The following is a 24,138-nucleotide window of genomic DNA, read 5'->3' as shown; positions in this document are numbered from 1 at the left end:
GCATCCGCAGTGAGAAGGGTCTGCGCTGGGGCGGCAGGCCCGTCCTCGCCGCGTGATCAAGCAACCCGGTGAACGAATGCGGTCACAGCACTAGCGAGCTGAGAAAGGCTTCTCCTTCTCCATCCTCGCCGGTCAACAGCGCTGCGCGGTATGCCTGGCAGACCAGTTGCCCAAGAGTGCTCTTCCCCTGACCGGGACCACCGACCAGCAGAATGTGCCGCGGATCCGCCGCTGTCTTCAGCGAAGGGCGCATCACGCTGTCCCCGCGCTCGATCACGTATGCGGCGGCGCCCGCCACCGCGCAGGCGGAGTTCCGCGCCTTCAAATCGACAGCCACCGGTCCGAGGCTGATCTTGCCGCTACCCGGCTGGGCCCCGGCCTGACCCAGCCCCACCCATTGATCGGCGACCAGTTCCATGCTGGCGTGTGTTCGGATCATCTCCGAGGTCTCGGGAACCGCCTCGGGCAGGGCTTCAAGCATGCGGGCGAGAACATCGCCGGGTGTGGTGAATGCTGCGTAGGCGCGGCGAACGCCGTCGTGAAGTTCCAGATAGCGGCAGATCTCATCGAAGTGCCACACATCGAAGCCCTTGAGCGGGATCTCCAGTCGCTTCGCTTCGCTGCGGATGAGAACTTCGACGCGGTCAACACCGCCAACTGCGGGGATTGGGGAGAGCACCACATTGGTGGTGAACAGTAGATACTGGGGCAGTTCGCCGCGCTGGTTGCCTTCCTTCGCCCATGCCGCAAGTTCCGCCCGGACGGCATCCTCCATCCAGCCGACATCGGGCTTGATCGCGGAACTCGACCGCTGACGGAACTTCGCCTGTACAACCCCGCACCCGTCCCCACTGCTGACCTTCGTGAGGGTAAGCCGTGGGGCCGCGGAACGTCGCCTCCCGGCCGCCGTCCTTGCCGTCGCCGAAGATGCGGACCCCAGGTCCGAATACCGACCTCGCAAGCGCCTGAGTGAGCTGCTCGAACTCCCGAGTGCTTAATCGGGTGAGGTCGTAGTCCATAGGTGGTATTCAACAGCACGACTGCGGGCGCTGATCCCTCCACAACTACGTTGATCCAGCCCGGCAGCCCGCCCAAGGGAGCGAGTGGACCGGTCACTGCTGTCTGAGGAGATGTCGTCGCCCTTCCGAGCAGCGCCGCAGCCTTCCAGTGGGCCACCCTCCGCTCCGCCCGCTTCCTCCCTGGCGAGATCAACGGCCAAGTCCTCTTGGATATCGCTACCCACTGCGTCCAGGGCGACAGTCCGCGCATCGGCGACCTCAGAGACATCGCCGCAGTCCCGCCCGTCCGCGAAGCCCGCGACGCCGGACTCCTCGTCCCGCACCCCGTGTTCAGCCGCCTCGACCGCGACGGCCCGGTGTGGCCCGACGGCAGCAACTGGCCCTGCGACACCGCGATCTGGTGCACCGGCTTCCGCCCCGACCTCGCGCCCCTGCGGCCCCTAGAGCTGCTGCTGAACGCTGAGCAGCGCTACCGGCGGGCGCTGGTAGCGGCGGTCCAGCGGATCGTCGGTCGAGGCCGGAGCCGCGAAGCCGCCCTCGGGTGGCCGTGGCGGCGACCACGGTTCTGCGCCGGCGCCACGGTGCTGCTCAGCCGGGCTGAGAACATCGACCACCCTTGTCCATCCGACAAGGTCCATTTACATTTCGACAAGGCTCCTTTACGTTTCTCGCATGGAGAAGACACCAGAGAACCGTCAGAGCCGAAGCGACACGGTCCGTTCCCGCGCGTGGTTGCTCGACTGGTTGCCGGCGCTCGTCGCCCTCGGGCTGCTCAGCTTGATCGCGGAGTTCGGCCTCTTCGGTTCGGCGGATTCGTGGAAGCTGTTCTGGTCGCTGCTGAACCTCGCCCCGGGACTGTGGATCGTCCGGGCCGTGGTCAGGGGCCTGCGTCGTGCGGACGAGTACCAGCGCCGCTGCCAGCTCGAGGCCCTGGCGATCGGTTTCGGCGTGCTGATCACAGCGATCTACACCGTCGGGCTCCTCCAGGCGGCCGGGGTGGGCGACCTGCGACAGATGGTCCAGACCAGCTTCCTCGCAAGCATCCTGATCTGGATCGCAGCCCTGCTGTTCAAGACGTCGCGAACCCGATGAAGAACCGGCTCAGGGAACTGCGGGTGGTGCGACGCTGGAGCCAGACCGACCTTGCCGACCGCCTCGACGTGTCCCGGCAGACGATCTACGCCATCGAAACAGGCCGCTACGATCCCAGCCTTCCGCTCGCATTCAAGATCGCCGCAGTGTTCGGCGAACCGATCGAGGGCCTCTTCTTCCCGGACGAAGACACGGACCCTACAACGTGAACGGTCCGCTTCCAGCGCGACCTCGAAGACACCGACGTCGCGCCACTGACGGAAACGGTTGTGGACCCGACCCGCCGCGCCTGAGGGTGCCCCCCGTCTGCGGATCCGGCCCGGCGGTCGATGGGTGGCGTGGGCCAGTGGACGCGCTTCCCCCCGGGCGGCCGAGTCCGGTGGTCCTCGTGAACCCACGAGCCATCCCGCCGCGAAACGAAAGAAGGGCGACATCTTTCGAAATTCGATGAAGGTCCATTTCTCTCACGAGCATTAACCATGCGACTTCCGGCGGCTTAGCGTTCGCGCCAAGACATCAACCGGAAACACCCGGAGGTTAATGTGTCGGCTCTTTCGTCGCACGAACGCGAAATAGAGATCATTCGCCTGCTCGACAGTGAATCCGGGTGACGGTGACCGACCTCAGCCTGCGATTCGGAACGTCGCCGTCAACACCCACCTGGCCGCCGGGCTGAAACGCTACGAGACCGAACACGACTGGCTCACCACCGTCCGCCTCCCGGCATACGCACCGGACCTGAACCCGGTCGAAGTCGTCTGGTCACTCGTGCGCAGAGCCACGGCCAACACCGCTTTCGACACCCCCGACGACCTCGACCGCGAACTCCGCCGCGAGCTACGCAGAATCCAGCTCCGACCGCACCTCATCGACGGCTGCCTCACCGCCACCGGCCTGGTCATCAACTCACCGACCCCACCCTGAAAACCTCAGTAATGGTCGCCCCGGCCGGTGCCGGCCATCTTGACGGTCTTCCAAGGAATCGTCGGAAACCTTGGAAGCCAGGTCACGGTCGGAAGACGCCGCAGGTCAATTCATTGGTGGGGCGCGGGCCGGACACCTTGGTGCCCGGCCCGTCCACCCCTTGGCATCCCCTGACGGGCGATCGTGACCGTTTGCCAATTGATCTTGACTGTCGGCGGGCTTCTGTCACTCACCGCCCGGGCCGCCGCCGAGTTCGGCGAGGTGCCGGCGCAGGGTCCGCACGTGGACTCGCTCGGTGCCGCCGGCGCCGGCCGCCGTCGAAGGTGAGGCCAAACTCGAAGGTGCCGTCGAGGAGTTCGGCGTGCTCCCTGAGGCCGATGAGACCTGGTACGCACGAGTGAGTGTTGTCGACGAGTGGTGTCACGTCGGAGGCCGGTTCGGTGAAGCAGAGGTGCGGCGGCTGCACTTCGGGGATATCGAGGCTCGACATGCCGCATCCGTGCGCAGTGCCACGGTGGCGTCCACTGGTCCCGGGGTTCACCGTCCTCGCGCGTGACGAGATGGCCGAGACGCGCTCAGCCGGTTCAGATCTGGCTCGACTCCGTCACGCGCTCGGCTGCCTCCGTGTGCGGGATGAGATGTCCGTCGTCGACGGGTGCCCGGCCCAGATCCGCCGTGCGTCCATGGCCGAGCCGGGGCCGATGCCGCGTTCGGTCGGCCGGCAGGTCACGGCGACCGGAGGGTCGGGGGTGACCTCGCGTTCGACGAGCCCGACTTCCTGGAGCTCCGAGAGACGGTCGCCCGGAAGGAGCTGCTGCGCCGCAACGTCATCGCCCGGCGTGCCGCGCTCCGCCTCGGCGCAGTGCCGAGGCCCGGACGGTCCGGCAGGTCTGTGCCCTGATCGCGCCTGCCCCGATCGTGCGCTGAGGCAGACCAGAGCCGTGGGCGGCCCCCAAGTCGGTTAACGGAAGGGAAACGAGTGAAGGCCGTGGGTGAAACGCACCCCGGGCATCTTTTCTCTACGAGCGTAGAGAAATAGCCGACCGCCGCCCCCGCAGAGTCGGTGCCCGCCACAAGACGCTCGGCACACCCCCGGAGGAAGACCGCCCATGGACGTCCTGCCCCTTTCCTCACGCATCCCGATAGAGGTCCATCCGCTCGACTCCCTCACCCCCGTGGAGATCGACGCCGCTCGCCGAACACTCACCGACGCCGGTCTCGTCACGGCATCAACCCGCTTCGCCTACCTCGGGCTGGAAGAGCCGGCCAAGGACGAACTGCTCGCCCACGCGCCGGGAGTGCCGGTCGACCGCCGAGTGAGGGTGCTGCTGCTCGACACGGACCCGGCGGGTGGCCCGGCCCGGGACGCGATCGTCTCCGTCACCCATGGCAGGGTCGATTCCGAGCGCGCCATCGATGTTGCCACCGAAGGCCAACTCCCCATACTTGACCAGGAGTTCGCGCTCGTCGAGGAGATCCTGGCCACCGACGGGCAATGGCTGGCAGCGCTCAGGAGCCGGGACCTGGACGTCGCGCGGGTACGGGTCGCGCCCCTGTCGGCCGGCTCCTACGCCGACGAGTACCCCGAAGAGAGCGGGCGCCGCGTCCTGCGTGGCCTCGCCTTCGTCCAGGAGCACGACACGGACCACGCCTGGGCCCATCCGGTCGACGGACTGGTCGCCTACGTCGACGTCCTCAACCGAACCGTCGACCGTGTCCTCGACTTCGGCCCCGTCCCCGTGCCCACCGAGGCGGGCAACTTCGACGACCCCGCCGTCACCGGACCCCTACGCACCACCCAGAAGCCCATCGAGATCACCCAGCCCGAAGGCCCCAGCTTCACCCTCGACGGCAACCTGCTCACCTGGGAGAACTGGTCCCTGCGCGTCGGATTCGACGCCCGCGAGGGCCTGGTCCTCAATCAGCTCGCCTTCGCCGGGCGGTCGGTCGTCCACCGCGCGTCGATCGCCGAGATGGTCGTCCCCTACGCGGACCCCTCCAGGGTGCGGTCCTGGCAGAACTACTTCGACACCGGCGAATACCTCATCGGCCGCTACGCCAACGCCCTCCGGCTCGGCTGCGATTGCCTGGGCGACATCACGTACCTGGACGCGGTCATCGCCGACGAGACCGGCGCCCCGAAGACCCTCCCCAACGCCCTCTGCATGCATGAAGAGGACTACGGAATCCTCTGGAAGCACACCGACCTGTGGGCCGGCTCCGCCGAGACCCGGCGCCAGCGGCGCATGGTGATCTCCTTCTTCACCACGGTCGGCAACTACGACTATGGTTTCTACTGGTACCTCTACCTTGACGGCACCATCGAGTTCGAGGCAAAGGCCACCGGCGTGGTCTTCACCTCCGCCCACCCCGGCGGCGATCATCCCTACGCCACCGAGATCGCCCCGGGCCTCGGGGCGCCGTACCACCAGCACCTGTTCAGCGCCCGCCTGGACATGGCCGTCGACGGCACTGCCAACCGCGTCGAGGAGATCGAGACGGCCCGCGTGCCGATCGGCCCGGACAACCCACGCGGCAACGCCTTCGCCCTTCGGCGCACACCGCTCACCCGGGAGAGCGAGGCGCAACGCATGGCCGACGCGGGCGTCGACCGCGTCTGGCACATCTCCAACCCCGGATCCCTCAACCGCCTCGGCCACCCGGTGGCGTACGCACTGCTCCCCGAGGGCAAGCCCGCGCTGCTCGCCGACCCGGCCTCGTCCGTCGCCGCCCGTGCCGCCTTCGCGACCAGGCACCTGTGGGTGACCCGTTACGACCCTGCCGAGCGTTACCCGGCCGGCGACTTCGTCAACCAGCACCCCGGCGGGGCCGGCCTGCCCGCGTACGCCGCCGCCGACCGCGACATCGACGGCCAGGACATCGTCGTCTGGCACACCTTCGGCCTCACCCACGCTCCCAGGCCGGAGGACTGGCCGATCATGCCGGTCGACTACACCGGCTTCAAACTCAAGCCGGTCGGCTTCTTCGACCGCAACCCCACCCTCGACGTGCCCCCGGCCCCGTCCGGCCACGCTTGCTGCGCACCGGAGGGCCACCACCATGGCTGACCTGACCTCACAACCCGCTACCGACACCACCGGTGCCACCGCTACCACTCCCGCGTCGGGCCTGCGTGGCTCGATCGGCGTCACCGGAATCGTCTTCCTCGTCGTCGCGGCAGCCGCGCCGCTCACCGCCGTCGGCGGTGCGCTGCCCGTCATGTTCGCCATCGGCAATGGCCCCGGCATCCCCGCCGCCTACCTGCTCGTCGCGGCAGTCCTGCTGCTGTTCAGCGTCGGCTACGCGGCGATGAGCCGCCATGTCGTCGACGCAGGCGCCTTCTACTCGTACGTCACGGCCGGCCTCGGCAGAGTCACCGGCGCCGGGGCGGCGGGCCTCGCCCTGCTGACCTACAGCGCCGTCCAGGCGGGCGTCTACGGCCTGGCCGGGGTCACCGCCGGCGGACTGGTCACCAAGTACGGCGGTCCTGACCTCCCGTGGTGGACGTGGAGCGGGATCCTGCTGCTGCTCGTCGCGGTCCTCGGCTACCGCAACATCGAGGTCGGCACCAAGGTCCTGTCGCTGTTGATCGTGCTGGAGGTCGGCATCGTCGCCGTCGTCACCGTCGCGGTCCTGGTCAAGGGCGGCGCCGACGGCATCAACCTCGATTCCTTCACCCCGCACTCCTTCTCGGCCGGCTCACCCGGCATCGGGGTGATGTTCGCGGTCGCCTCCTTCGTCGGCTTCGAAGCCACCGCCATCTACGGTGAAGAGGCCCGCGACCCCAAGCGAAGCGTCGCGAAGGCCACCTACCTGGCCGTGGTCCTCATCGGTGTCTTCTACGCCCTCGCGAGCTGGGCGGTCGTGCTGGCCGTCGGCACCGACAAGGTGCAGGGCGCCGCCGCCGAGAACACCGCGGAACTGGTCTTCGCCGTCGGCGGTCAGTACGTGGGCACCGCGGCCTCCGACCTCATGGAGATCCTGCTCCTCACCAGTCTGTTCGCCGCACTGCTCGCCTTCCACAGCGCGATCGCCCGCTACCTGTTCTCCCTCGGCCGCCAAGGCTGCGCGCCCTCGGCGCTCGCCCGCAGCCACGACCGGCACGGCTCCCCGCACGTCGGTTCGCTGGTCCAGACGGCCTCGGCCGCCGTGGTCGTCGCTGCGTTCGCCCTGGTCGGCGCCGATCCGGTGTTGCAGCTGTTCACCTGGATGAGCGGCCTGGCCACGCTCGGCGTGCTGGTGCTGATGATCCTGGTCAGCGTCGCGATCCTGGTCTTCTTCGGCCGGGGCGGCGCCGACCCCCGCCTCTGGCACACCCGGATCGCCCCGGTGCTGGGCGGGCTCGGCCTGTGCGCGGTGGCGTGGCTCGTGCTGGACAACTTCACGACCCTCATCGGTGGATCCGCCACGCTGGCCCGTCTCTTCGAGGGCGTCGTGATCCTGTCCTTCGCCGCCGGCGCCCTGTCGGCCGTACGGCGACGGCGCAGCGGCCCGACGGACTGAAACCCGGCGGCGGGGTCCGGCTCCCGGGCCGGGCCCCGCCGCCCCCGACCAGTGACCGGAAAGGGGCGCGCGTCCATGACGCGTTGGCCCTCGCCGTTACGGAGGGGGCGGCTCTCTGTCTCGCCGGACACCTGCCCGGACCGGTCCGCCCCTGGGCACCTCACACGATCGCGCTCACCGTGCTGGTGCTGATGGTGCCCCTGCACGCCCGGCCCCGCGTTCTCCTCGCCGGGGCCGCCGCTGTCGCGGCGGCCTGTCTGTGGACCGCTTTCGCGGGCTGCCCCGCACGTCGTCCGGGGGGCGTCGTGGAACTCGCGGCCATGGCCGTCCTCACCGCGGCGGCCTCCGCCCGGGCCTGCCACGCGGACGGGACATCACGGATCCGCTGCCTGGGAGCCGAGGCTCTTCCTCCTCCTGACCGGTTGCTGGGCCGTCGCACGGGCTGCCGCCCACCTCGACGCACCGTCTCGGTCTCGTCTATCTGGTCGGTGGACCGCGCCGCACGGCGCCGACTGCCGTACCGGAGCGTGGTGCTGAGCGAATCCGGTGGCCTGGTCATGGTCGTCGGCATGGCCGCGACGCTTGCCTGAACCACCCCTGGTTCCCTCTCTGGCCAGGTGCCACGTGCGTTAGGGTCGGACCGGAGAGCGGGACGGGGCCGGGAGGGATGGGGCGCATGCCGAAGGTCGTCGATCACGAGGCCCGGCGCCGTGAGATCGTCGAGGCGGTGTGGGCCCTGATCGCGCGCCGCGGGCTGGACGCCGTCACCATGCGGGAACTCGCGGCCGAGGCCGGATACGCCAACGGCGCCCTGTCGGGGTACTTCCGGAACAAAGACGAGATCCTCCAGTCCGCCTTCCAGTACGCCTTTGACGCCACCAACGTCCGGGCCCGTCAGGCTATAGGGGAACAGCGGGGACTCTCGGCGCTACGCCTGCTCTGTCGGGAGATCATGCCCCTCGACGAGCTGCGGCTCCTGGAAGCCCGTGTCGTGATCGCCTTCTGGGATCGCGCCCTGCACGACGAACGCATGGCTGCCGTCCACGAGGCCGTCATGACCACCTGGCGGGCGCAGATGCATGGCTACCTCCAACAGGCCCGGCTGGACGGCGACGTCACCACCGCCACCCCGGACGAGGTTGTCATCGACAGCCTCCTCGCCGCCCTCATAGGCTTGCAGATCAACGCCCTCCTCGCCCCCGCCGCCACTGCGGAGCGCCAGGAAGCGGTTCTCGATGAACTTCTCGGTGCGCTGGCGCCCTGACGTCATACCCGGCTTGCCTCCATCTGCGTCAACCATGCGGTCGCGCCCCCGCACCGCACGGACGCGGTGCACCGGCCGCTCCCACCCGCCGCCCGGCGAGCGGCCCGCCGAACCCCCTACTCCGGAGCCAGCCCCCCGAGAGGAGTCCCAGTGCCGAGCGCCAGTCCGGTCCTCGTCCAGGTCTCCGAGCGATCCTTCGGCCTGCTCGACGCCAGCGTCATTCCGGTCGGCGCGGAAGACGACTACTCCACCGGCCTGGTCATCACCATGACCGCAGGTGCTCGTGTCCACACCGGCATCCACACCGGGCCGGTCCGTGCGCATGTCACCGTTCTCACCGCCCGCCCCGGCGACAGGGAAGGCCCGGAGCCGGGCTGGAGCGAGATCGTCGAGGCGAGCGTCCACGCCCCGCGCGGGAGTCTGCGCGTCGACTCGCTTTCCGACGGTCCGGTGCCCGGACTTCCCCTTCTCAGCGCGCAGGGCCCAGGCTGGTACCGCATCCTCGTCAAGGCCCGCGGCCGGGACACCGCACCCGACGGCGTCGTCAGCTCACTCGTCGAGGACTACGAGATCACCATCTGGCCCGAGCCGCCGTCCCCCTCGCACATCGTCCAGACCCAGGACCGGTGCGGTCACGGCCTGAGACTGGCAGCCGGCCGCCGCCCCGCACCGCCGCCCCAAGCCCCCTCCAACCCGTACGGCAGTACGGTCGAGGAGCAACGACAGGCTGCCAACCTCGCACGGCTTCGCACCATGGGCGCCTCACCCTCGCCGGACCCGAGCCCGCAATCGGCCGCGCAGCCGTGGAAGCCGATGCCGGACCAACCCGCACCCCGGCCGCACTGGGCAGAGGAACCTCCTCGGTAGGCCTTCAGTTGCCAATACCGTTCAGGTCGGCGCAGTAGGGGCGGAACCCATCTCTGATCGCACGCCGTGCGGTGGTCCGTGGCGGTCTTCGGGTGCGTGTGGCCGGCGAGAACCTGTTCCCAGAAGCCGACGACAGCCCCATGGGGATGTTTCGTCCAGCTGACTGCAGGGCAGCGCACTCTGAACTGGACGTGGCGCCCCGCCATCTCGGCAGTACGGCGGCCCGACGACCACGAACGATTCCATGCCCGTCATCCCCGTACTGGAGAGGTGCGGGTCCGCGGGCCTGTCGGTCGCCCCCGCACCCGACCCGACGCGGTCGCCGGGGACATGGCCTACTCGTCCCGCGGCAACCGCGCACACCTACGCGGTCGCCATATCAAGGCGGTCATCCCGGAGAAGGAGGACCAGGCCGCCAACCGGAAGAAGAAGGACAGCAAGGGCGGCCGGCCCGTCAGCCACGACGCCGACCTCTACGCCGCCTCCGCAGTAGCGGCGGCGAAGCTGCTTCCACGTGATCCCGGGGTGCTTGCGCCGTATCCACCGGACGACCCGCATCCACACGTAGTGGCTGAGGTAGCAGAAGGCGACGTTCGAAACCCCGGGACGCAAGTACGCGCACCAGCCCCGCAGCACCGAGTTCAGCCGGTGCGGCAGGACTGTCAGCGCCAGGCCGACGTTCTGCCGCCGGGCCGTGCGCCCGGGGGTCACCGCATCGGCGGACCGGTCGGGCACGGTCGTGGTTGTCGGCGCTCTGCGGTCCGGCCGCGGCCGTCCGTCTTGACCCGGGCCGCGGTGGCACGCTCGGGGGATTTCCGGGTGGGAGGGGCAGGTGGCGTCGGCAGTTCCTTCCGCTTCGGCGCGACCGGTGTCAGCGGCCGTGCCACCCGGCCAGCGCCCCGCCTGGCCGGACGTGTGCCCGATGCCGGCTTGCCCAGTGATCGCTGCTGGTCGCAGGGCGGCGGCGCCGGGCCGGCCGGCGGGTTGGAGGAGGTCGGCGGAGGGGCGGCGGTGCAGGGCCTACCAGAGGATGGGCGTCCCGACTGAGGTGTTCGATCAGACGGCGGTCCTCTGCACCCGGTGGCAGCGATCCGGGTCTTGGGACGGGTGGGTGCGTGGCCGGACGTACCGGTCGGCCGTAGCGGCGGCCCCCCGTCCTCGCCGACCCGGACGGCCGGCGCTCGGCCGGCCGCCCGGGCGAGTTCCTCCGGGGCCGCGCGCACGGCCCCGGTGACCGGCTTGAGGCGGGTGAAGTCCCGGACGGTGGCCAGGACGTGGGTGGAGTCGGTGCGCTGGGTGGTGCGCCCGCGGACCAGTCCGGAGTCTTTGAGGCGGGCCGGGGCGAGGTCGAGGAGACGGTCCCCGCCCGGCCCTCCCCCAACAGGCGGTCGCGGTGGCCGGCGACTGCGGCTGGTTCAGGGGGCGGTGCGGAACGTCCAGCGCAGGGTGGCGTCGGTGCGGGGTGCCACGAGCTTGAGCGGGGCTCCGTTGTTGCGCGCGCCCGCTCCGTCGAGGAGCAGGCCACTGCCGTGGTTGGCGATGGTGTACGCGCCGGTGCCGAGGTCGGTGATCGTCCACTGCTGGCCGGCGCCGCCGTCCCAGATCTCCTGGAACGCGGTGCCGCCGGTCGCGACGCCGGTGGCGTCGACGACCAGGCCGTTGGTGCGGTTGACGAGCCGGTAGCGGCCGGTGCCGAGGTCGATCGCGTGCCACTGCAGGTTGGTGCTGGAGTTCGCGGTCCACTGCTTGACCGGGGACCCGGCGCGCACGTCGCCGCCGCCGTCGACGGCCATACCGGTCGCGGTGTTGGTGATCCACAGCCATGCCTCGGGCGCAAGGGTGACCCGCAGCGAGCGGATCCGGTCATTGGCCCCGGTGATGCGCAGGTCCGCGGTGTCGGTGGTGAACGTCCACGGGGTGCCGGTGAACTGGTCGCCGGGGTAGCCAACCACGCGGTACGCGGTGGGGACGTGGAGGGAGGAGATGCTCGCGGGTGCCATGCCGGCGGCCTGGAGCTGGGCGGCGGTGTGGCTGCCGAGCGGGAGTGTCGCGCGGGGACCGTGGAAGTCGACGTCGCGGAAGGCGGTGATGCGGGTGGGCGGAGTGAGGGGCGGGATGGCGTTGGCGAAGGTGAGCCGCAGGGTGTAGGCGTGGGCGGGGAAGGGTGCGTTCGTGGGCAGCGGGATACGCAGGCCATCGGCGTCCTGGGCCCATCCGGTGACCTCGGTGGACTGCCCGGCTGCGGGGCCGAGCAACCGCACGCCGGTGAGGGCGGTGAGGTCGATGCGCTTGCGGGAGCAGGAGGTGACGGTCAGTCCCTGGGAGGGCCAGCCGAGGGCGGTGGCATAGAGGGTGGTACCGGCCTTGTCCCGCGTGAAGCGGATGTCCTTGGCGGTGCCGACGACCGGCTTGGTGAAGGAGCCGCCGCCCATCGCGGTCGGGCCCTCCCCGTACGCCGTCCAGACGCGGGTGTCGTAGACGGCCTCGCCGAAGCGGGTGAGGTGGTCGCCGATGCCGAGCAGGATGTCGCGCTGCCTCTGGGGGATGGTGCCGTCGGCCGTCGGGGCGACGTTGAGGAGCATGTTGCCGCCCTTGCTGACCCGGTCGAGCAGGGCATGCATCATCTGCTGGGTGGAGTAGTAGCCGATGCCGGTGGTGTAGCACCAACTGGAGCCGCTGACGGAGTCGTCGGTCAGCCAGTACGGCTCGCGCAGATCGCCCGGCCCGCCGCGTTCGAAGTCGTACACCTCGCCGGGGCTCGGGTAGTGCTCCTTGTAGGTGGAGACCACCTCCTTGCCCCAGTCCTCGGCCTGGTTGAAGTAGTAGGACAGGAAGTCCAGGCGCCGCTGTTCGTCGACCTCGTCGAGGTTGAAGTCCTGATAGATGATGTCGGGATGGGCGCGGTCGACGACCTCTTTGAGCTTGGCGTACCAGAGCCGGTTGGCGGCGGTCCGGTCGAGCTGACCGTAGAGCTTCTTCAGGCTGGGGTCGCTCTGGGCGGGGGTGAACTGGTAGTAGCCGGTGAAGTTGTAGGCGTGGTGCATCGCGACCAGCAGCTTCATGCCCTCACCGCGGATCGCGTCGGTGAACAGGCGTAGCAGGTCGAGCCTGGGGCCGCGGGCGGCGGAGTTCCATTCGTTGACCTGGCTGTCCCACATCGAGTAGCCGTCATGGTGTTCGGCGACGGGCCCGGCGAAGCGGGCGCCGGCGGCCTTGAACAGCCGTGCCCATTCGTCGGGGTCGAACTGGCCGCCCTGGGAGACGAGCTTCGGTGCGAACTGGTGGAAGGTGCCGGCCTTGTCGCGGCCACCGTCGATGAAGGTGTGGTACGGCCAGGCTGCCGGGGTTCCGAAGGTCGCGATGTGGTGCTCGTTCGGGCCGGACCCGGTCTGGTACATGTTTCGCGGGTACCACTCGCTGCCGTACGCGGGGACGCTGAAGACGCCCCAGTGGAAGTAGATGCCGAACTTGGCGTCCTGGAACCATTCGGGTGCGGCGGTGTGCCGGCCCACCGAGGGCCAGGTCGGCGTGTACGGTCCGGCGGCGGCTGCGTCAGTCGCGGCGCGTGCGGGTGCGGAGGCGAGCAGGCCGGAACTGCTCGCCATCGCGACGCCGGCGGCGGCGTTCAGGAAGGTACGTCGGGACAAGGACACGGGAACTCCTTCGGGATGGTTGAAGGAAGGGACGTGTTACTCGTGGGGCCGTCCGGAAGTGTCAGGACCGGTTCGAGGAGCAGGCGAACAGGGGCCGGGCGGCCCCACTCCGTGGCGTGGTTCCATCGCCTGCCGTGCTTCTGCGGACGGCGTCGAGATCATCCCGCTGACGGGCGCGATGCCCGCGCGGTCGCTCTTCGCGCCGTCCGAGCTGGCGGACAGCGTGCGTGCGAGACGCACCCCCTGCCGTCACGAGAGCCGGGAACGGCTGGTCGAGGAATCGGCCATGGGTCCACCTTGGGCTGGGAGGGGTAGGTGGCACGTGCGGCTCCGCGTGCCAGGCAGATCAGCCGGCTGAATCAAACGTGGCATGTCACATACGTCGGTCGATCAATCAGAAGTCAACACCGATTCGTCTGCCGAACTCGGACTGATACAGCGCCAGGATCCGTCCGTCGGCCCCCGGCCCGTCGTAGACCGGGCCGCATCGATGCCCGTGCCGCCTCGACGGAACTCAGGGAGCCGACGACCGAGCATGCTCCCGGAAGGGAACGGGCCCGCAACGACACCTGAACACACAGCGACGAAATCTGACGGAGCGTCTATTTGCCCACACCTAGCAGCTCGCAGGCGACAAACGGTTGGACACGTTTGGGCTTCGGCGCGGTCAAGCAGTAGGTGAACCATAGGTACCGGGCGAGCCGGCCGCCGGTCGGCGCATCGCCGCCACGACAGCTCCACCTCACGCGCCGGACGGGGAGCTTCTCGACCTGTCGGCCCCAGGTTCGCACCAACTCTTGACACATGGCGGCGACCCGGGTGTCATTCTCTTTGCCTGTCGACTTGTGTTTGTTTATGACTTATCTCGTGCACTTCTGGCGGCACTCCACGCTCCTCACACCTCGCGGGGACGCAGGCCGGCCGGTCTCGACGTTCGCCCCTCGCCCACCCACCCGGGAGAAACCACCCATGTCCAGGAGCGGAGCCCCCTGCGCCGCCGGGCCGCCCTGACCGCTGGTCGTCGAGCGGCGGAAGGACCGCACCGATGCCTACGAGGCGGCCCTGCTGGGCGCGGTCGGACTGCTGACCCGGTTCACCCGGGCCGTGCCGGAACGGGCGCCGGGGGCGGAGATGAGCGAACGGTTCAGGCGTCATCGACGCCGCGGTTGCGTCACATCGGTCAGCACCGTCCTCGGCGAGGTGCCGTTGCGGCTGTCGCCCGAACCTCGGCTGGCCACATCGTGCTCCTCATGGCCCAGGGCACCGGCTTGGGGTGGTCCCGCTTGGACGCCGGCCTGAGAGACGCCCGGATCGGACTGATCACACACGTCTGTGCCGTGGCCCGGGCCAGGTCGCGGTGAACTGCATCGGGCAGGCCCTTGAGGCCGTCGGTCGGGGTGTTCGGTCGGGTCAGTGGGCGCCGAGTCCGGTGAGGGAGCGGACTTCCAGTTCGGCGTACTTCGCGGGGTTCGCCTTCTCCTTGGAGAGCAGGGTGCCGATCACGCCGGCGAGGAAGCCGATGGGGATGGAGACCAGGCCGGGGTTCTCCAGGGGGAACCAGTGGAAGTCGCTGTCGGGGAGCAGTGAGGTCGGCTTGCCGGAGACGACGGTGGAGAAGGCCCGAGCACCGAGGGGCGCACAACAGGACTGTCCCGGCCCGCGGGAACAGCGGGCTCCGGGCCGGGAACGCCCGGAGTTCGAGGCGTGGGAGGAGGATGAGGCTCAAGTCCTGTGGTGTGCCTGCCCGCTGGGAGCTCCCCCAGACGGATCGGAACAGGTATCCGAGCAGGTAGTTCGACGCTACCCCGAGCTCCCGGCGGGGCCAAGACTCGGATACACCCAACACGGGGACCGCGTACGGGGCCCGGCGACTGCGCCTCGGCTCCCTACCCGGATCAGCCGTTCTCCTCCGTTCACCAGCATCGAGGTGAAATGATCAAGTACCCTGCGGCCGTCAGGACGGGCCGCCTGTTGCTGACTTCGGCGCGCCAGGGTGACGATGGCGTGTCGAGGGTCAGGCCGGTGCCGGCGGCCATAGAGCCGTCGTGTAGGGCATCACCCCTGTCGGATCCGATGGGACGGGCCACGGCAAACGGCCAGGCAGCCGGTCGTCGGGCTGCCGGCCCCAGCATGACCCGCGGCCGCTCCGGCGATCCTCGTGGACTCTCGGACTTCCGGAGAGTACGCGGTTGTGTCGCGGGGCATCGCGCCGTTGCGCGGCCGGGAGATCCGGATGCCTGGCCCCGTCGCGTCCGGACACCGGGCGACGCCGCCTTCCCGTCCCTGGCACCTTCGGCCTGCCCGTCCCCGGCAGCCGTGCACCCGGACCAGCCACAGTGTCGTGAAATCGAGAGAGACATCACGTGCCTGACAAGTCGAGCCGCCCACGGCCAGATCCGCTGATGGGGACGTGAAGGCGTGATGCTCGTCGAAGTGGCTTCGTTCACGTGAAGTAGCAGCGATTGGTCAGCGGTTTGGGCAGTAGTTGGCGATCTTGAGCTCTGCGGATGTTCACCAGAAATGACGTCACCCGAAGGTGACAGAGTGGCCTGTGCTTCGGTCGATGATCGCCACGCTCTGCCGGGCGGCGTAGTCCACCGCCGCCGGCGAGACGGGAAGCGCGCCGCCGTAGACCCGCTGGCACAGGCCGTCCGCGGCGAGGTCGCGCAGGTCGCGCCGCGCGCTGTCCTCGGAGATCCCCAGCTCGGCGGCGACATTCTTGGCGACGATCTTGCCCTCGCGGGCCAGCAGACCAAGCAGATGTTCGCGCCGTTCAGCAGCCAACATCCGCATTCTCTCCTGTTCTTGCACGTTTCTGCATGTAGTGTAGCGCCCATGACCGACAAGCCGATGCTCATCCTCATCGCCGGCCCCTACCGATCCGGCACCGACGGCGACCCGCAGGCCATGGCCGCCAACCTCGCCCGCCTCGAAGCCGCCGCCTGGCCCGTCTTCGCCGCCGGCCACCTCCCCGCGATCGGGGAGTGGATCGCCCTGCCCGTCCTGCGCTCCGCCGGCGCGGGCCCCACCGACCCCCTCGCCGACCAGGTCCTCTACCCCACGGCCGAGCGCCTGCTCGCCCGTTGCGACGCCGTACTGCGCCTGCCCGGCGACTCCACCGGAGCCGACCAGGACGTCGCCATCGCCCGCCGACGCGGCCTCCCCATCTACCACGACGTGGCCGAGATCCCCCGCCGCACCCCGCAGGAGACCACGTGACCGGCCGCCCCGGCACCGACACCCCCGACCACCGCGGCCGCACCGGCCTCGACCGGGCCGGACGCGGCCTGGACCGCAACCCCGACATCCGGGTCCGCGACGTCGAGCTCACCTCCCGGGGCTGGCACGTCCTACGCCGCACCACCTTCGACTACCGCCGCCGCGACGGACGCTGGGAGACCCAGCAGCGCGAGACCTACGACCGCGGCAACGGCGCCGTCGTCCTGCCCTACGACGCCGAACGCGGTCGCGTCCTGCTCACCCGCCAGTTCCGCTACCCCGCCTACGTCAACGACCACCCCGACGGCATGCTCGTCGAAGCCGCCGCAGGACTGCTCGACGCGGACGACCCGCCCACCGCCGTCCGACGCGAGAGCGCCGAGGAACTCGGCGTCACCCTCGGACCGCCGAGAGGTCTGGGGGCGTCGTGGCGGATCGAGGAATGCTTGCACACCAGCGCCGCGTTCTGATCGTCGACACGGTTCGGCGGGAAGGAGCTGTGCGGGTGGCGGACCTTGTCACGTCCCTCGGTGTTTCGGACGTGACCATTCGCCGCGACCTGGACGCGCTGGCACAGACGGGCATCCTGGAAAAGGTCCACGGGGGAGCGGTCGTCGCCGCGACCAGCACAGAAGACCCGGGTTTCGACGCGAAGTCGACCCGGGAGTCCGCGGTGAAGTCGGCGATTGCCGATGCCGCCGCTGCACTCGTCCGGCCCGGTAGTGTCGTCGCCCTCAATGGTGGGACGACGACCTTCGCCGTGGCCAAGCGGCTCCTGGATACTTCTGATCTGACGATCCTCACCAATTCGCTTCCCATTGAACAGCTATTTCGGGGTCACGCCGCGCCGGGGGTCCAGGCGCCCGTGGTTCTGCTGACCGGCGGTGCGTCGACCCGCTCCCAGGCGCTCGTGGGGCCTATTGCCGAGCACGCGATTCTTTCGCTGCATGCCGACCTGCTGATTCTCGGCACGCACGGTGTCACCGAAACCGAAGGTCTCACCAGCCCAAGCGTGGCCGAAGCCCAAACAAATCGCGCCTTCATTTCCAGGGCGCGCCAGATCGTAGTAGCGGCCGACCACACCAAATGGGGAACGGTCGGGCTGAGTAGCTTCGCGCAGCTGGACCAGGTGGCCTGTTTCATCACTGACGCTGGAATGCCAACTGGGGCGCAGTCCCTGTTGGCTGACAAAGTCGGCGAATTCGTGATCGCTGACTTGGCTTCGTTCACGTGAAGTAGCAGCGATTGGGCAGCACTTTGGGCAGCAGTTGACGATCTTGAGCGCTGCGAATGTTCACCAGAGATGACGTCATCCCGCGGCGATGGGGATCGCCTGAGCACTCGCCGATGTGTAGAGGCAGAACTGGTGACGTGCAGAGTGAGCCGGGGCCCTGATGGCTGCCCTTTGCTGTTCGAGATGATGGGGCTGTGGATCTCCGTTACTTCAATCAGACCGGCTGGATCGCGATCTTCAACGGCACCGAGACTGAGATCGGTCGCATGGTGCGTGTGGAGAGCTGGGACCAGGCCACCGGGGCAGCGCTGGTGGTCGACCGGCAGCGAGGAGCCCTTCGTCCGGTGACGGACTATGAGGACTTCTCCCATCTGGAGCCGGCCGACCAGGTCGTCGCCGCGGTGCCCGGCGGAGGATGGCGGGCTCACTGGACGGACCAGGGTCCCGGCGGAACCGCGCTGACCGAGCAGGTCCTCGCGTGGCTGATCACGTCGAACGGGCGGGCAACGGCTATCACGGTCGACGCGAACGGCCATGTCGAGGACGCCGACAGCGCAGACACCTTCATCCCACCGGGCGAGGAGCTTGGGCCGCCGAAAGGCGGCGACGGTCCTCCGCCCGGAGGGCGGAGGACCGTCGAGTAGGAGCCTGTCGCGGTCAGCCTGCCTTCGCCGGTTCCTCGGCCCGCGCCCGGGTGCTGGCAAGGCGGTAGGAGTCGGTGCCCGTCGCGATGATGGTCCCGTTGAAGGTCAGGCGGTCGACGATGGCCGCGCAGAGACGCGGATCGGTGAAGGTCTTGGTCCAGCCGCCGAACGACTCGTTGGAAGCGATGGCGACGCTGTTCTTCTCCTCGCGCTCGGTCAGCACCTGGAAGAGCAGTTCGGCGCCGCGGCGGTCGAGTTCCATGTAGCCGAGTTCGTCGATGCAGAGCAGGTCGACGCGGCCGTAGCGGGCGATCGTCTTGTTCAGCTGCTTCTCGTCGGCGGCCTCCACCAGCTCGTTCACCAGCTTGGTGGCGAGGGTGTAGCGGACGCGGTAGCCCTGCATCGCGGCCTCGGTGCCCAGGGCGATGAGCATGTGGGACTTGCCGGTGCCGGAGTCGCCGATCAGGCAGAGCGGCTGGCTCTTCTTGATCCACTCGCAGCTGGCGAGGGTGTTGATCACGGCGGGGTCGATGTTGGGGTTGGCGTCGAAGTCGAAGGTCCGCAGTGACTTGTCCCGGGGGAATCCGGCGGCCTTGATCCGCCGCTCCGAGCGGCGGCGGGCCCGGTCGTCACACTCGGCCATCAGCAATTCCGCGAGGAAGCCGCGGTAGGTCATCTGGTCCTTGGCCGCCCGGTCGGCGATGTCGGCGAACTCGTTGCGGATCGACGGCAGCCGCAGGAGCCTGCAGGCGGTGTCGATGGCCGTGGTCGCGGCCTGCTCGGTCAGGTTGCGCTGGCGGGGCAGCATGGCGGTCATGGCGCTTCTCCCTCTCGCAGGTCACCGCCGCCGGTGCGGCGGTGTCGGAGCAACTGGTCGTAGTGGGTCACCGAGGGCAGCGGCCTGGTGTCCGGGGGCAGGTGGTTGAGCTTCCACTCGTGCAGGAACGTCACGCTCGCCCCACCCGGCCCGGCAGCCGCCCGCGATGCGTGGACCCCGACGGCCGGTTCGTCCTCGGCCTGGGCGGCCTTGCGGGCCTCCAGCGCGACCGCGTCCGCGGTCAGGGCCCCGGCCTGCAGGGCGGTGGCCAGACCGGCGACAACGTGCTCGTGTGCGAGGTAACGGCCCAGCAGCAGCACCTCGATCAGCGCCCGGGTGCCCTCGGCGTCGCCGTGCGCCCTGACCGCCGCGGCCCACCAGGCGTCGTGGACCGGGGTGAACTTCCCGGCGGAGCGGGCCTGGTCGAGCGCGGTCGCGCCGGGGAAGGCACCCGGCTTTCGAACCAGGGCCTCCAGGTAGTGGTCCAGCTCCAGCCGGCAGGCGCCTTTGGCGATCAGCCGCTCATGCCGGGCGACCTCGACGTTCCTGTCGTAGACCACCAGGTGGGAGGCGTGCAGCAGCACCCTGACCCGCTTGCCGATCAGGCGGACCGGCACCGAGTAGCGGTTGGTGCGGACCGCGATCTGACCGTAGCGGTCCACCCGCGGCGTGAACACCCGCCCCGTCTCGAACGGGTCCTCCGGCAGCGGCAGCAGCCGCGGACGCTCGTCCTCGAAGCACTCGTCGATCGTCCGCGCCCTCGACCCGATCCGGCGCCGCCCGTCGTGCCGATCCCACTGCTCGACCAGCTCGTTCAGCTCCGCCAGCGACTCGACCTCCGGCACCGGCGCGAAGTGGTTGCGGCGAAAGTAGCCGATCTGCCCCTCGACACCGCCCTTCTCGTGGGCGCCCTCGATGCCGGGCCGGCAGTAGAAGCTTTCGATCCCGAAGTGCGACTTGAAGGCGACCCACCGCTCGGCCTCCACCCGCGCCCGGCTCAGCCCCAGCACCTGGGCGACGGCGGCCTTCAGATTGTCGTAGCGGACCTTGCTTCGGGGGACCCCGCCCAGCACCCGCAGCGCGTGGACGTGGCCTTCGAAGAACGCCTCCTGCCCGCAGGAGGCGAAGACGCGGTGAATGGCCTTGCCCGAGTAGGACAGCCGGAAGGAGAACAGGTAGCAGGTCACAAGCTCGCCGGCGAGCTTCACCGTCACGTCGCCGAAGTCGACCTCGGCCTCCATCCCGGGCTGGTGCGTCTGCGGGACGAACGCCTCGATCGGGGCCTTGCCCGACTCCACCAGGATCTGCGGCTTGCGGTCCGCGACGTAGCGCCGAACCTGCTGATAGGAGACCTCGGCACCGTGCTCCTCGACCAGGCGGTGGAAGATCCGAGTGACCGTGTGCCGCTGCTTGCGCGGCGCGTCCAGGTCAGCCCGCAGGATCCCGTCGACCACCAGCTTGTACGGGTCCAGCGCGGTCGCGCGCGGCGGAAGCTTCTTCCGCGGCTCCGGCCAGACCGAGTCCACGGCCTTCCTGATCGTCCGCCACGACACGTTGTACTTGCGCTCGATCTCCCGCAGCTTCATGCCGCCGCGGTGGTCACGCCGGATCGCGGCGTACAGCTCGACCTTCGACATCTGCGGCATGACCAGGGCCTTTCACCAGGAGCACTCCCGATGCTGGCCTGGCAAGTACCCCGGTGACGTCGAAACTCGTGAACATCACCCATCCGTGGTTCGGGGTGCCTCCCAAACTCGTGAACAACTGACGTCACAACTGGTGATTAAAGCCAAAGGGCGTATTCGGGTCGTCCTTGAGGCAGAGGTCCGCCCCCGGGTTGGCATGGGCCACCCGGGGGGCTGCGGCCGGCACGGCGGCGAGGGCGGAGGCGGTGGCCGGTCCCGTCTTGATGCAGGTCCAGGCCATGCCTTCGCGCCGGAGGTCGGGCCCGGTTTGCGTACAGTCGCCGTGGCCCTGGGGGGCTGTACGGCTCGTGGGCGGTTGGGCGGCGGCCGGTTGGGCGCCCAGGGCGCACAGGGCTGCGGTGAGGGCGAGCGAGGCTACGGCCGCGAGCAGTTGCCTGACATGTTTCAAAGGGTGGTCCCCCTGTTCGGTGGCGCACGGGTTCACCGAGGATCGAAACGGCCCGGCAACGGTGTACACAAGGGGAGGAATAGGCCCATCCACGAACTTTTGTGGCCGGTTCCGGCCTCACGCCATGCCCTCGCGGTCACTACATTCACCCTTGACCTGACATATACACGACCAGAGGGGAATGGATGATGACGCGCCCCGAACGACCCGTCAGCCGCACTGGCAGGTCACTCATGGCAGTGACCGCTACGGCGGCCGCCTGGGCGGTCGCCGCCGTGGGCTTCGCCGTCTCACCGGCGGCCGCAGCACCCGCCACCACGACGGCGCCCCGGCTCGGCGACACCTGTACGGCGGCCGATCTCGGCGCCCGCCACCCGATCATCAAGACGACCGAGATCACCCCGACGATCACCCACTTCAAGGGCTGGTACGTCACCCAGGGCTCCACCGGCAGCCATACCGTCACCACCAGCACCCAGACCACCATCTCGGTGTCTGTCGGCCTCAACGGCACCGTTCAGGGAAGCTTCGCCGTCGAGGCCCTCGGCAGCGTCGGCGCGAGCCTGGGCCTGAACGTGCAGGTCAACTACTCCTCCACCAGCAGCGAGTCAAACTCCGTCTCCTGGAACTTCTTCGAGCCCGGCTACTACGGCCTCTACAAGGGCACCAAGAAGGTCACCGGCACCTACGGCAGCCTCAACTGCAACCGCACCGACCTGGGCGGTGGCACCTACGGCCTGAAGTGGACCGCGGGTCCCGACACCGGCAGCTACACCACCTACACCGCCCTCGAAGAAGGCGCGGTGCGCTGCGAGGACACGGTCCCCGCCAACAGCATCATGGCCAAGGCCAAGGGCCTGCTGGACTGCGGCTCCCCCGCCGCCGCCGCGAAGCACCCGGCAGGTCCCGTCCCCTCGGCCAAGGCCGACCAGGCCAAGCACGACACCGACAACGCCGCAACAGCCACCCAGAACATGCAGGCCCCCCAGGCCGCCAAGCCCGCCACGCGCGCCGCCCTGACCTGCCAACCCGCCGTCTACAGGATCGACGTCCCCGGCAAGGTCCTGAACTGGAGCGCACCGCTCCTGGCCAACGACGGCATCCGCCTGCGCGCATCCACCATCTTCAGCGCCCACCTGGACAACTGGCGACTGTGCAACGTGACCGAGCACAACGGCGTCATCGAGGCATCCCTCTGGAACTGGGGCATCGGCGGATGCGCGACCATCCCCGCGAACATCGCCAACCAGGAGCGGGCCTACCTGACGACGGCCACCTGCGCGGAGGACGACCTCCAGCGGTTCTACATCTACCGCGACGTACCCGGCAGCACGAAGATCGGTCTGCAGAACAAGTACACCGGCTCCATGATGGGCCACGACCGGTACGCGGACGGGGAACTCATCCGCCAGTACTCCAGCGGCCGGCCGGACGGAACGGGTACATACACCCTGACCGGAGTCTGACGGCCCCCACCCCGTGAATGCGGCCCCGCGCGTGAACCCCGGCCTCCCGGTTCCGTGCGGGGCCCTCCCCGTCTCTACCCCGAGCCCACCCCCGGGGACCGATGCCCGCGGCCGAACGTCCCCTGCCGCATGCGGCGAACCCCTGCCAAGGTGGTTCGCGCTGCCGGTCGGGGACTGCGTCGCGGTCCGTACCCGGCTCCAGCACACCGACCCCGCCGTGGTTGCCCTCGACAGCCGGGGCGAGGCGTAGCGGTGGAGCCGGGGCCCCGCCCCGGCTCCGTTCCGTCTCACGGCCTGGAGCTGAACGGGTCCCGCCGGGCATTGCGGGCGTTGCGCATCGCCCGGCGCTCCTCGGGTTGGACGTACAGCACGTGGACGGCCTCGGTGATCAGCTCGGCGACGTCGCCGACCTCCTCTGCCGAGAACTCCAGCCCGTCGTGCAGGCTCCAGTTGCCGAGGAAGCGGGCCTCGTGGAGGTCGTCGACGATCTCACGGCTGACGCCGCGGTTGACCAGGTCCTCGATCTTCTTGAAGAGGTTCGGGCCCTCCGCGCCCCGGTCCTTGCAGAGTTCCTCGACCGCGGCCCGGTACATGGCGGCTCGGGACGTGGGCAAAAGGCCCCTGGGGGGCGGGCCGCGGCCCGCCCCCCAGGTCAACCGAAACTGGTTCGCCCGTCGGTGGAACAGTTGCCAGATGGTGTGCAGGTTTCCGCCCGCGTTGGCCGCGGTCAGCGGGGCCTCCAGTACCAGGCCAGGCCGTTGCACCGCTCCACAAACGCGCCGTACGTCCCGCCGGCCCGTGGGGCCGGCGGGCCCGCCGTGGTGGTGACGTGCCCCGGCTCGCCGGGATCAGACGGCGTTGGCGACCAGTCCGGCGAGGACACCGAAGCCGGCGGGCAGGACGTAGGCGAGGTTCGCCGCGGACTTGTTCCCGATCCGCTCGACGAGGGCTGCGGTGACGATGCCGAAGGTCACCGCGTAGAGCAGGGTGTCGGCCCCGTCGAGCCCTTCCCAGCCGTGGGCCACGAGCGCGGCGACGGTCATGGAGCCGCCGAAGAACGCTCGCGGCCGTCACGATGCCGGAGGCGCGCACCACCAGCTGTTCCCGCGCGGCCTGACGCCTCTGCCGCCAGACCTGACGCAGGAGTGCCACCACGACGACGATTTCCACCGCGGTCGCGGCAACGAACGAGGCCATGAACAGCGATTTCACTTCAGGACTCCTATCGGGGTGAGGGGTCGGGGCCCGCCCCCCGCGGCGGGCCCCCCACCCGCGGGTGTACGCGCACTAGGTGGCGACCGTGCCCAGGCCCCTGACGTAACCCCACGTCGCGACGAGGGCC

20 protein-coding genes and 5 pseudogenes are annotated in these 24,138 nt (G+C 69.4%); 15 read left to right on the top strand and 10 right to left on the bottom strand.

Going from position 1 to position 24,138, the window contains the following annotated elements:
- Window positions 1-82: 82 nt before the first annotated feature.
- The gene (locus ACFWIC_RS34500; protein WP_380520853.1) at window positions 83-775 is read right to left on the bottom strand and encodes a hypothetical protein; all 693 of its coding nucleotides are present in this window, start codon (window positions 773-775) and stop codon (window positions 83-85) included.
- 916 nt (window positions 776-1,691) lie between these two features.
- Between ACFWIC_RS34500 and ACFWIC_RS34495 the strand changes: the two genes are divergently transcribed.
- From ACFWIC_RS34495 to ACFWIC_RS34450, 10 genes and pseudogenes are all read left to right on the top strand, one after another.
- Entirely contained in the window at window positions 1,692-2,111 is a 420-nt protein-coding gene (locus ACFWIC_RS34495; RefSeq protein WP_380520851.1) for a hypothetical protein, read from the top strand.
- Window positions 2,108-2,320, top strand: a complete 213-nt coding sequence (locus tag ACFWIC_RS34490) for a helix-turn-helix transcriptional regulator (RefSeq protein ID WP_380520849.1) — start codon at window positions 2,108-2,110, stop codon at window positions 2,318-2,320. The genes ACFWIC_RS34495 and ACFWIC_RS34490 overlap by 4 nt, the downstream gene beginning before the upstream one ends.
- 388 nt (window positions 2,321-2,708) lie before the next feature.
- On the top strand, window positions 2,709-3,035 hold the full coding sequence (locus tag ACFWIC_RS34485) for a transposase (protein WP_380520847.1): 327 nt from the start codon (window positions 2,709-2,711) through the stop codon (window positions 3,033-3,035).
- Window positions 3,036-3,233: 198 nt separating this feature from the next.
- Window positions 3,234-3,362: a hypothetical protein gene (locus ACFWIC_RS34480; protein WP_380520845.1), complete on the top strand. Its 129-nt coding sequence runs from the start codon at window positions 3,234-3,236 to the stop codon at window positions 3,360-3,362.
- Window positions 3,363-4,144: 782 nt separating this feature from the next.
- Window positions 4,145-6,103 (top strand): primary-amine oxidase, encoded by a 1,959-nt coding sequence (locus ACFWIC_RS34475; protein ID WP_380520843.1) that lies wholly within the window; start codon window positions 4,145-4,147, stop codon window positions 6,101-6,103.
- The gene (locus tag ACFWIC_RS34470; RefSeq protein ID WP_380520841.1) at window positions 6,096-7,538 is read left to right on the top strand and encodes an APC family permease; all 1,443 of its coding nucleotides are present in this window, start codon (window positions 6,096-6,098) and stop codon (window positions 7,536-7,538) included. Before ACFWIC_RS34475 ends, ACFWIC_RS34470 begins: the two co-directional genes overlap by 8 nt.
- A gap of 83 nt (window positions 7,539-7,621) precedes the next feature.
- On the top strand, window positions 7,622-8,128 hold the full coding sequence (locus tag ACFWIC_RS34465; protein WP_380520839.1) for a hypothetical protein: 507 nt from the start codon (window positions 7,622-7,624) through the stop codon (window positions 8,126-8,128).
- Window positions 8,129-8,214: 86 nt separating this feature from the next.
- Window positions 8,215-8,802, top strand: coding sequence for a TetR/AcrR family transcriptional regulator (locus ACFWIC_RS34460; RefSeq protein WP_380520837.1), 588 nt, complete (start codon window positions 8,215-8,217; stop codon window positions 8,800-8,802).
- Between the two features lie 150 nt (window positions 8,803-8,952).
- Window positions 8,953-9,669 carry a hypothetical protein gene (locus ACFWIC_RS34455; RefSeq protein WP_380520836.1) on the top strand — a complete coding sequence of 239 codons (717 nt, stop codon included), beginning with the start codon at window positions 8,953-8,955 and terminating at the stop codon, window positions 9,667-9,669.
- A 270-nt stretch (window positions 9,670-9,939) separates the two neighbouring features.
- Window positions 9,940-10,146, top strand: a pseudogene (locus ACFWIC_RS34450) (IS5/IS1182 family transposase); the annotation flags it as partial.
- Window positions 10,147-10,170: 24 nt separating this feature from the next.
- Here the strand turns inward: ACFWIC_RS34450 and ACFWIC_RS34445 are convergent.
- From ACFWIC_RS34445 to ACFWIC_RS34430, 4 genes and pseudogenes are all read right to left on the bottom strand, one after another.
- Window positions 10,171-10,380, bottom strand: a pseudogene (locus ACFWIC_RS34445) (group II intron maturase-specific domain-containing protein); the annotation flags it as partial.
- Window positions 10,381-11,084: 704 nt separating this feature from the next.
- Entirely contained in the window at window positions 11,085-13,274 is a 2,190-nt protein-coding gene (locus tag ACFWIC_RS34440) for an alpha-L-fucosidase (RefSeq protein ID WP_380520857.1), read from the bottom strand.
- A 1,458-nt stretch (window positions 13,275-14,732) separates the two neighbouring features.
- Window positions 14,733-14,954: pseudogene (locus tag ACFWIC_RS34435) on the bottom strand (cation acetate symporter); the annotation flags it as partial.
- A gap of 936 nt (window positions 14,955-15,890) precedes the next feature.
- Window positions 15,891-16,109: pseudogene (locus ACFWIC_RS34430) on the bottom strand (DeoR family transcriptional regulator); the annotation flags it as partial.
- A 48-nt stretch (window positions 16,110-16,157) separates the two neighbouring features.
- On the opposite strand from ACFWIC_RS34430, the gene ACFWIC_RS34425 reads away from it, so the two are divergent.
- From ACFWIC_RS34425 to ACFWIC_RS34410, 4 genes and pseudogenes are all read left to right on the top strand, one after another.
- Entirely contained in the window at window positions 16,158-16,541 is a 384-nt protein-coding gene (locus ACFWIC_RS34425; protein WP_380520834.1) for a DUF4406 domain-containing protein, read from the top strand.
- A pseudogene (locus ACFWIC_RS34420) lies at window positions 16,538-16,948 on the top strand (NUDIX domain-containing protein); the annotation flags it as partial. The gene ACFWIC_RS34425 and the pseudogene ACFWIC_RS34420, both read left to right, overlap by 4 nt.
- A gap of 35 nt (window positions 16,949-16,983) precedes the next feature.
- Window positions 16,984-17,775 carry a DeoR/GlpR family DNA-binding transcription regulator gene (locus ACFWIC_RS34415; RefSeq protein WP_380520833.1) on the top strand — a complete coding sequence of 264 codons (792 nt, stop codon included), beginning with the start codon at window positions 16,984-16,986 and terminating at the stop codon, window positions 17,773-17,775.
- 194 nt (window positions 17,776-17,969) lie between these two features.
- Complete coding sequence (locus ACFWIC_RS34410) at window positions 17,970-18,419, top strand: hypothetical protein (RefSeq protein WP_380520832.1); 450 nt, start codon at window positions 17,970-17,972, stop codon at window positions 18,417-18,419.
- A gap of 13 nt (window positions 18,420-18,432) precedes the next feature.
- Here the strand turns inward: ACFWIC_RS34410 and istB are convergent, their stop codons facing one another.
- The 3 genes from istB to ACFWIC_RS34395 all read right to left on the bottom strand — a co-directional run bounded on the left by istB (window position 18,433) and on the right by ACFWIC_RS34395 (window position 21,399).
- Window positions 18,433-19,236, bottom strand: coding sequence for an IS21-like element helper ATPase IstB (gene istB / locus ACFWIC_RS34405; protein ID WP_380520831.1), 804 nt, complete (start codon window positions 19,234-19,236; stop codon window positions 18,433-18,435).
- Window positions 19,233-20,873 (bottom strand): IS21 family transposase, encoded by a 1,641-nt coding sequence (gene istA / locus ACFWIC_RS34400; RefSeq protein ID WP_380520855.1) that lies wholly within the window; start codon window positions 20,871-20,873, stop codon window positions 19,233-19,235. Before istA ends, istB begins: the two co-directional genes overlap by 4 nt.
- Window positions 20,874-21,006: 133 nt before the next feature.
- Window positions 21,007-21,399, bottom strand: coding sequence for a hypothetical protein (locus ACFWIC_RS34395; RefSeq protein ID WP_380520830.1), 393 nt, complete (start codon window positions 21,397-21,399; stop codon window positions 21,007-21,009).
- A gap of 164 nt (window positions 21,400-21,563) precedes the next feature.
- On the opposite strand from ACFWIC_RS34395, the gene ACFWIC_RS34390 reads away from it, so the two are divergent.
- A complete protein-coding gene (locus ACFWIC_RS34390) occupies window positions 21,564-22,796 on the top strand; it encodes a hypothetical protein (protein ID WP_380520829.1) in 1,233 nt (410 codons plus the stop codon).
- Between the two features lie 287 nt (window positions 22,797-23,083).
- Here ACFWIC_RS34390 and ACFWIC_RS34385 read toward each other — a convergent pair whose 3' ends face one another.
- Together ACFWIC_RS34385 and ACFWIC_RS34380 are read right to left on the bottom strand one after the other, a co-directional pair.
- On the bottom strand, window positions 23,084-23,410 hold the full coding sequence (locus ACFWIC_RS34385) for a DUF4145 domain-containing protein (protein WP_380520828.1): 327 nt from the start codon (window positions 23,408-23,410) through the stop codon (window positions 23,084-23,086).
- 234 nt (window positions 23,411-23,644) lie between these two features.
- Window positions 23,645-23,839: a hypothetical protein gene (locus ACFWIC_RS34380; RefSeq protein WP_380520827.1), complete on the bottom strand. Its 195-nt coding sequence runs from the start codon at window positions 23,837-23,839 to the stop codon at window positions 23,645-23,647.
- Window positions 23,840-24,138: the final 299 nt, after the last annotated feature.

It is taken from the genome of Kitasatospora sp. NPDC127035 (assembly GCF_042726075.1).
Lineage (GTDB): Bacteria > Actinomycetota > Actinomycetes > Streptomycetales > Streptomycetaceae > Kitasatospora.
Note: the sequence above shows the minus strand (reverse complement) of the source record. Positions and strands in the feature narration are given on the sequence as shown.

Excerpts from the sequence above, each read along its gene's own strand:
- ACFWIC_RS34475 (WP_380520843.1), top strand. The coding sequence starts at position 4,145 with ATGGACGTCCTGCCCCTTTCCTCACGCATCCCGATAGAGGTCCATCCG.
- ACFWIC_RS34390 (WP_380520829.1), top strand. The coding sequence starts at position 21,564 with ATGGCAGTGACCGCTACGGCGGCCGCCTGGGCGGTCGCCGCCGTGGGC.
- ACFWIC_RS34425 (WP_380520834.1), top strand. The coding sequence starts at position 16,158 with ATGACCGACAAGCCGATGCTCATCCTCATCGCCGGCCCCTACCGATCC.
- ACFWIC_RS34490 (WP_380520849.1), top strand. The coding sequence starts at position 2,108 with ATGAAGAACCGGCTCAGGGAACTGCGGGTGGTGCGACGCTGGAGCCAG.
- ACFWIC_RS34415 (WP_380520833.1), top strand. The coding sequence starts at position 16,984 with ATGCTTGCACACCAGCGCCGCGTTCTGATCGTCGACACGGTTCGGCGG.
- ACFWIC_RS34440 (WP_380520857.1), bottom strand. The coding sequence starts at position 13,274 with ATGGCGAGCAGTTCCGGCCTGCTCGCCTCCGCACCCGCACGCGCCGCG.
- ACFWIC_RS34380 (WP_380520827.1), bottom strand. The coding sequence starts at position 23,839 with ATGACCGTCGCCGCGCTCGTGGCCCACGGCTGGGAAGGGCTCGACGGG.
- ACFWIC_RS34470 (WP_380520841.1), top strand. The coding sequence starts at position 6,096 with ATGGCTGACCTGACCTCACAACCCGCTACCGACACCACCGGTGCCACC.
- ACFWIC_RS34500 (WP_380520853.1), bottom strand. The coding sequence starts at position 775 with ATGGAGGATGCCGTCCGGGCGGAACTTGCGGCATGGGCGAAGGAAGGC.
- ACFWIC_RS34460 (WP_380520837.1), top strand. The coding sequence starts at position 8,215 with ATGCCGAAGGTCGTCGATCACGAGGCCCGGCGCCGTGAGATCGTCGAG.
- istB (WP_380520831.1), bottom strand. The coding sequence starts at position 19,236 with ATGACCGCCATGCTGCCCCGCCAGCGCAACCTGACCGAGCAGGCCGCG.
- istA (WP_380520855.1), bottom strand. The coding sequence starts at position 20,873 with ATGTCGAAGGTCGAGCTGTACGCCGCGATCCGGCGTGACCACCGCGGC.
- ACFWIC_RS34495 (WP_380520851.1), top strand. The coding sequence starts at position 1,692 with ATGGAGAAGACACCAGAGAACCGTCAGAGCCGAAGCGACACGGTCCGT.